This window comes from Bacillus mobilis (assembly GCF_001884045.1).
Taxonomy (GTDB): Bacteria; Bacillota; Bacilli; order Bacillales; family Bacillaceae_G; genus Bacillus_A; species Bacillus_A mobilis.
The window spans coordinates 41,328-48,361 of the sequence record NZ_MACF01000129.1 but is presented as its reverse complement, the minus strand read 5'-3'; the positions used below and the strand labels follow the sequence as shown (position 1 = coordinate 48,361).

At 35.1% G+C, this 7,034-nt stretch carries 10 protein-coding genes; 9 read left to right on the top strand and 1 reads right to left on the bottom strand.

Features of this window, described 5'->3' with window-relative positions:
- Positions 1-222 precede the first annotated feature (222 nt).
- From BAQ44_RS25050 to rsmI, 9 genes are all read left to right on the top strand, one after another.
- Positions 223-402, top strand: coding sequence for a sigma factor G inhibitor Gin (locus tag BAQ44_RS25050; protein ID WP_061678926.1), 180 nt, complete (start codon positions 223-225; stop codon positions 400-402).
- A 72-nt stretch (positions 403-474) separates the two neighbouring features.
- Positions 475-1,896 (top strand): aminotransferase class I/II-fold pyridoxal phosphate-dependent enzyme, encoded by a 1,422-nt coding sequence (locus BAQ44_RS25045; RefSeq protein WP_071724419.1) that lies wholly within the window; start codon positions 475-477, stop codon positions 1,894-1,896.
- A 1-nt stretch (position 1,897) separates the two neighbouring features.
- Positions 1,898-2,524, top strand: a complete 627-nt coding sequence (gene tmk, locus BAQ44_RS25040; protein ID WP_061678924.1) for a dTMP kinase — start codon at positions 1,898-1,900, stop codon at positions 2,522-2,524.
- Positions 2,525-2,559: 35 nt separating this feature from the next.
- On the top strand, positions 2,560-3,543 hold the full coding sequence (gene holB, locus BAQ44_RS25035) for a DNA polymerase III subunit delta' (RefSeq protein ID WP_063262626.1): 984 nt from the start codon (positions 2,560-2,562) through the stop codon (positions 3,541-3,543).
- 5 nt (positions 3,544-3,548) lie between these two features.
- Positions 3,549-4,376 (top strand): PSP1 domain-containing protein, encoded by an 828-nt coding sequence (locus tag BAQ44_RS25030; RefSeq protein ID WP_000272429.1) that lies wholly within the window; start codon positions 3,549-3,551, stop codon positions 4,374-4,376.
- 14 nt (positions 4,377-4,390) lie between these two features.
- Positions 4,391-4,744: a DNA replication initiation control protein YabA gene (gene yabA / locus BAQ44_RS25025; RefSeq protein WP_000412055.1), complete on the top strand. Its 354-nt coding sequence runs from the start codon at positions 4,391-4,393 to the stop codon at positions 4,742-4,744.
- A gap of 120 nt (positions 4,745-4,864) precedes the next feature.
- On the top strand, positions 4,865-5,605 hold the full coding sequence (locus BAQ44_RS25020) for a tRNA1(Val) (adenine(37)-N6)-methyltransferase (RefSeq protein WP_061678923.1): 741 nt from the start codon (positions 4,865-4,867) through the stop codon (positions 5,603-5,605).
- Positions 5,592-5,882: a GIY-YIG nuclease family protein gene (locus BAQ44_RS25015; protein ID WP_061678922.1), complete on the top strand. Its 291-nt coding sequence runs from the start codon at positions 5,592-5,594 to the stop codon at positions 5,880-5,882. The genes BAQ44_RS25020 and BAQ44_RS25015 overlap by 14 nt, the downstream gene beginning before the upstream one ends.
- Positions 5,851-6,726 carry a 16S rRNA (cytidine(1402)-2'-O)-methyltransferase gene (gene rsmI / locus BAQ44_RS25010; RefSeq protein WP_061678921.1) on the top strand — a complete coding sequence of 292 codons (876 nt, stop codon included), beginning with the start codon at positions 5,851-5,853 and terminating at the stop codon, positions 6,724-6,726. Before BAQ44_RS25015 ends, rsmI begins: the two co-directional genes overlap by 32 nt.
- Before the next feature lie 20 nt (positions 6,727-6,746).
- Here the strand turns inward: rsmI and abrB are convergent, their stop codons facing one another.
- On the bottom strand, positions 6,747-7,031 hold the full coding sequence (abrB, locus tag BAQ44_RS25005; RefSeq protein WP_000843036.1) for a transition state genes transcriptional regulator AbrB: 285 nt from the start codon (positions 7,029-7,031) through the stop codon (positions 6,747-6,749).
- Positions 7,032-7,034: the final 3 nt, after the last annotated feature.

The following is a 7,034-nucleotide window of genomic DNA, read 5'->3' as shown; positions in this document are numbered from 1 at the left end:
CTTGTCCCTGTGAGAGTAGGACGTCGCCAAGCAACTAAAAACACAAGTCTTTTGACTTGTGTTTTTTTGTGTTTTCAAACAGTACGTAAAAAGAAGTAATCATAATACAAACACGTTGCCCAAGGATTAATCATATTATATAAGAGATTGATGTATATTTTTCTGTAAATTGTTAAGGAATAGGAGTATAAAATATGTCCATTTAAATAGGGAGGGAAGGATATGAAATCGAAAAATGAAGTTTGTATTGTATGTGAGACAGAAAGAAAAGAAGGGATATATGTTTATAATAATTTAATATGTTATGAATGTGAAAAAGATATGGTGAATACGGAGACAAATGATCCGAAGTATATATATTATTTAAAACAGCTTCGGAAATTAGAAGTATCATATTTTTAAATAGGCATATGCCTATTATTTTTTTTGTTCTGTATAATAGAGAAAGAATGAAATAATAAGGAAGAGATATAGATGAATCAAAATCGCATACCTTTATATGAGGCATTAATAGAGTTTAAAGAAAGAGGGCCGTTGTCCTTTCATGTTCCAGGTCATAAAAATGGTTTAAACTTCCCTCAGGAGGCTGTAGAGGAGTTTAAAGATATACTATCTATCGATGTAACTGAGTTGTCAGGATTAGATGATTTACATAGTCCGTTTGAATGTATAGATGAGGCACAACAATTATTAGCTGACGTATATGAAGTGGAAAAAAGTTATTTTTTAATTAATGGTTCAACAGTAGGGAACTTAGCAATGATTTTGTCTTGTTGCGGGGAACATGACATTGTTCTTGTACAAAGAAATTGTCATAAATCGATTATTAATGGCTTAAAATTAGCGGGAGCAAATCCAATTTTTTTAGATCCATGGATTGACGAAGCTTATAACGTACCAGTGGGAATTCATGATGAAATTATTAAGCAAGCAATTGAAAAATATCCAAATGCTAAAGCACTTATTTTAACGCATCCTAATTATTATGGTATGGGGATGGATCTAGAGGCAAGCATCGCTTATGCACATGCACATCAAATCCCTGTTTTAGTAGATGAAGCACATGGAGCCCATTTTTGTTTAGGGGGAGCATTTCCAAAGTCAGCATTAGCATATGGTGCAGATATTGTAGTTCATTCTGCACATAAAACATTACCCGCCATGACGATGGGATCCTATTTACATATAAATAGTCGCCTAGTGAAAGAAGAAAAAGTTTCTACTTATTTAAGTATGCTACAATCTAGTAGTCCATCGTATCCAATTATGACTTCTCTTGATATTGCACGCTTTACAATAGCGCGTATAAAGGAAAAGGGCTATGATGAAATTGTCGAGTTTTTACGGGGATTTAAAGAAGAATTGTGTTCTATTCCACAAATAGCTATTTTACAATATCCATTACAAGACGAGTTAAAGGTAACCGTACAGACACGTTGCCAGTTATCAGGATACGAATTACAGTCTGTATTTGAAAAGGTCGGTATATATACAGAAATGGCGGATCCATATAATGTCCTATTTATTTTGCCCTTGCAAGTAAATAAGGAGTATATGAAGGCTATAGAGATGATCCGAGAGGCATTGCAATATTATGAGGTGAAAGACAAGAAGGAATCTATTCGTTATACTTATAAAGGAGAAATTTCTCCTTTACCGTATACATATAAACAACTGGAAGGATATGAAACAAAAGTAGTATCTGTAGAAGAAGCAGTTGGGATGATAGCGGCAGAAATGGTGATTCCGTATCCACCTGGAATTCCATTGATTATGTATGGAGAAAGAATTACTTCAGAACATAAAGAGCAAATTATGTATTTAGAGAAAGCAGGCGCTCGTTTTCAAGGCAGTGCGAAATATATGAAAGTGTATGATATAGAAAGTGGGTTTTAGGATGAAGGGATTATTTGTAACAATTGAGGGTCCAGAAGGTTCTGGTAAGACAACGTTAATTCAAAGTTTATTGCCATACTTTGAACAAAAGGAACAGAAGGTAATGGCGACGAGAGAACCAGGTGGTATTGCAATTTCTGAGGATATTAGAACGATTTTACATAAACAAGAATATACGATGATGGAAGCACGTACAGAGGCGCTTCTGTATGCTGCTGCACGTAGACAACATTTGGTGGAAAAAGTTATGCCAGCGCTTAACGAGGACTACCTTGTATTATGTGACCGTTTTATAGATAGCTCTTTAGCGTATCAAGGATATGCAAGAGGATTAGGTATGGACAAAGTATTTGAAATCAATCGTTTCGCAACTGAGGACTGTATGCCTAGTCTAACGATTTACTTAGACATTGAACCAGAGATCGGTTTAGCCCGAATTGAAAAAGATGCAGGACGTGAAGTGAATCGATTAGATATGGAAGATATCTCTTTCCATAAACGTGTGCGTGAAGGATATTTACAAGTTGTAGAACGTTTCTCAGATCGTATTGTATTAGTAAATGCTGATCAACCAATGGAAAAACTTATAGAAGAAGTTGTTCAGATTATAGAAGATAAATTGTTATAATAGAAGGAAAGAATGAAATAAGTGAGGTATGCATTATGACGAAGACGTGGGAGCAGCTTTCTGCTATACAACCCATCGGTGTAAAAATGTTGATGAATAGCATTGCAAAAGAGCGTATATCCCACGCTTACTTGTTAGAGGGAGGGAAAGGGACAGGAAAGTTTGCGACGTCAATTCAAATGGCAAAGAGTTTCCTCTGTTCTCAGCGGAATGGGGTAGAGCCTTGTCATGTATGTACAAATTGTAAGCGAATTGATTCAGGTAACCACCCGAACTTACATATTGTAAAACCAGACGGATTATCTATTAAGAAGCAACAAATTCATGATTTACAAGAAGAGTTTTCAAAAACAGGATTAGAGGCAAATAAAAAAGTATATATTATTGAGCACGCAGACCGCATGACAGCAAATGCAGCGAATACACTCTTGAAATTTTTAGAAGAACCGAGCAGTGATACAACAGCTATTTTACTTACTGAACAAAGTCATCAAATTTTAAATACGATTTTATCTCGCTGTCAAGTTGTTACATTTAGACCATTACCTACGGAATCTTTAATTAGAAGATTACAGGATGAAGGTATTACGGCATCTTTATCAACACTTGCTGCACAACTCACGAATAGTTTTGATGAAGCTTTAGCTTTATGTAGTGATGAATGGTTTGCACAAGCACGAGCTTTAGTGATAAAATTATGTGAAGCGCTCGAAAAGGATAAAGCCTCTATTTTTTTTGTACAAGAAAAATGGGGAAAACACTTTGGAGAGAAAGAACAATTACAGCAAGGTTTAGATATGTTACTCCTTATTTATAAGGATTTATTATATGTTCAACTTGGAGAAGAAGATCGTCTTGTTTTTCATGAGCAGAAAGAGATGTTTGAATCTTTCTCCTATGCTCAGAAGCGCATTGTATCAGCTCTCTTTAATATATTAGAGGCAAAAAATAGAATCAACGCTAATGTAAATGCGCAGCTTGTGTTCGAACAGTTAGTGTTGCGGTTGCAGGAGGGATGACCGTTTTGTATGATGTAGTAGGTGTTCGCTTTAAGAAGGCCGGAAAGGTGTACTATTTTGATCCGAACCAGTTCGATATCTCTGAAAATGAGTTTGTAATTGTAGAAACGGTAAGAGGTATTGAATACGGAAAAGTAGTTATTACCAAAAAGCAAGTTGATGAAAACGACGTTGTATTACCGCTAAAAAAGGTTATTCGTATTGCAAATGAAAATGATCGTACCATTGTTGAAGAGAACAAACATGCTGCGAAAGAAGCATATCAAGTTTGTCAGCAAAAGGTAGTAGAGCATAATCTTGATATGAAACTTGTAGATGTAGAGTATACGTTCGATCGTAATAAGATTATTTTCTACTTTACTGCGGATGGTCGGATTGATTTCCGAGAACTGGTGAAGGACTTAGCAGCAATTTTTAGGACAAGAATTGAACTAAGACAAATTGGTGTTCGTGATGAAGCGAAGATGCTTGGTGGTATTGGTCCGTGTGGTCGTATGCTTTGTTGTTCTACTTTTTTAGGTGATTTTGAACCTGTATCTATTAAGATGGCAAAGGATCAAAATTTATCATTAAATCCTGCAAAAATCTCTGGTTTATGTGGTCGTTTAATGTGTTGCTTAAAATATGAGAATGATGAATATGAGGCAGCAAAGGAACAACTTCCTGATTTAGATCAACGTATACAAACCCCGCATGGTACTGGCCGTGTTATCGGATTAAATATTTTAGAAAGATTAATTCAAGTGGAACTAGTAGACAAGGAACGGATAGTAGAATATACGTTAGATGAGTTAGTGAATAAAGGGGTCGTTTCGAGTCAAACCACAGATTAATGAGGTGGGTGCTTGTGGAGAAAAAAGATATTTTTGCATCGGTTTCTAGTATGGAAGAGCAAATTGGACATTTATACAAACAGTTGGGAGAATTAAAACAACATCTTGCAGAGTTGTTGGAAGAAAACCAACATATAAAAATGGAAAATGAAAATTTGCGACACCGTTTTGAAGAAGTGCAGATTAAAGAAAAACAAAAAACTCAAAAACGTAAAGAAGTGAAGCCGAAGACAGCTGATATTGGTGAAGGCTACGATAATTTAGCAAGACTATATCAAGAAGGTTTTCATATTTGTAATCTGCATTATGGAAGTGTACGTAAAGAGGGAGATTGTTTATTCTGCCTGTCATTTTTAAATAAAAAGTGAAATTACCTTTCCAATGATAATTGGAAAGGTAATTTTTTATACATGAGAGTAGAATGAAATATGTTTTTTATTAGTAGAAGATGAAATAGGGTAGGTTAAGTGTAAGAAAAGGAGTAACATATGAATTTATATGAAGATGAACGTTTAGATTACTTATTAGCGCAAGATATGAAGATCGTACAAAGCCCATCAGTATTTAATTTTTCGTTAGATGCTGTTTTACTTGCAGATTTTGCTTGGGTACCAATTCAAAAAGGTAATTTACTTGATTTGTGTACAGGTAATGCAGTTGTGCCTCTTCTATTAAGTACAAGAACGAAAGGGAATATTACAGGTGTGGAAATTCAAGAACGTTTATATGATATGGGAATCAGAAGCGTTCAATACAATAAGTTAGAAGAAAGAATTCACTTAATACACGGGGATTTGAAAGATATGCCGGAGAAACTTGGACGTCATCAGTATGATGTTGTCACATGTAATCCGCCTTATTTTCAAACACCTGCAACGTCTGAGAAAAATATGAATGAACATTTAGCGATAGCTCGTCATGAAATTATGTGTACATTAGAGGATGTTGTATCTGCAAGTAGTCAGCTAGTAAAGCAAGGCGGGAAAGTAGCATTTGTACATCGTCCAGGCCGTTTACTTGATATTGTTACATTAATGCGTAAATACAAAATTGAACCAAAACGTGTACGGTTTGTTTATCCAAAGGCAGGGAAAGAAGCAAATACGTTGTTAATTGAAGGCATTAAGGACGGAAACGCAGATTTAAAAATATTGCCACCTCTTTTTGTATATGAAGAAAATAATGAATATACAAAGGAGATTCGTTCAATTTTATATGGAGAAGAATAAGCATTGTTTTTATGTAGTAGTGTGCTCTGATGGAAGTTATTATGCTGGATATACAAATCATATAGAGAAGCGGATTCAGACACATAATAGTGGAAAGGGAGCTAGGTATACGCGTGCTAGACTTCCAGTTGTTTTAAAATATGTAGAATTTCATGAAGATAAGCGTACAGCTATGCAAGCAGAGTACTATTTTAAGCAATTAAATAGAAAACAAAAAGAAGAATATATGCAAAAAGGAGAACGCTATGTGGCAACAAAAAAGCTTTCAACAAAATGAAAAGGGAGTTTTATATTTAGTACCAACTCCTATTGGAAATTTAGAAGATATGACATTTCGTGCAATCCGAATTTTAAAAGAAGCTGATTTAATTGCTGCTGAAGATACGAGACAAACGAAAAAACTTTGTAATTACTTCGAAATTGAAACACCTGTTATGAGTTACCATGAGCATAATAAGGAAGTAAGTGGGAAGAAAATATTAGATAAGTTAGACGAAGGAAAGACAGTAGCGCTTGTTAGTGATGCTGGTATGCCTTGTATTTCCGATCCAGGTTACGATATTGTTGTAGAGGCTGTAGCGGAACAGTATCATGTTATCCCGCTTCCTGGGGCAAACGCAGCCCTTACAGCGTTAATTGCGTCAGGTCTTGAAACAAAACAATTTTATTTCTATGGATTTTTACAAAGAAATAAAAAAGAAAGAAAAATGGAGTTAGAAAAGCTTCGTTATGTACAAACTACAATGATGTTTTATGAAGCGCCTCATCGTTTAGATGATACTTTAATCTCGATGCAAGAAGTGCTGGGAAATAGAGAAATTGTATTATGTCGAGAGCTAACGAAAAAATTCGAGGAATTTATTCGTGGAACAGTCGAGGAAGCAATTGAGTGGACGAAACAAAATGAAGTTCGTGGCGAGTTTTGTATTTTAGTAGCTGGCTCAACGGAAGAACCTGCTCCAGAAGAACAATGGTGGGAATCTATTTCGGTATATGATCATATTGAACATTATATAAACGAAAAAGGTATGAATTCAAAAGAGGCGATAAAAACAGTCGCTAAAGATCGAGATTTGTCGAAACGCGATGTATATCAAATCTATCATGTCGATAAAAAATAAGCTTCTCATAATTGAGAAGCTTATTTTGCTGTTTCGATATAATCTTGAAGTTCGTTTAAGATTTGCTCAGCGCCTTCTTTGCTTAAGATAATTTTACCTTCAGCTAAAGATAGGTTACCATCAGATACTTCACCAGTTACTTGGCAAGTCATGTTTGGCTTATATTTTTTTAAGATGATTTTCTCGTCATCAACGTAGATTTCAAGAGCATCCTTTTCTGCAATACCTAAAGTACGGCGTAATTCGATTGGAATTACTACACGACCTAATTCATCAACTTTACGAACGATACCAGTAGATTTCATAAT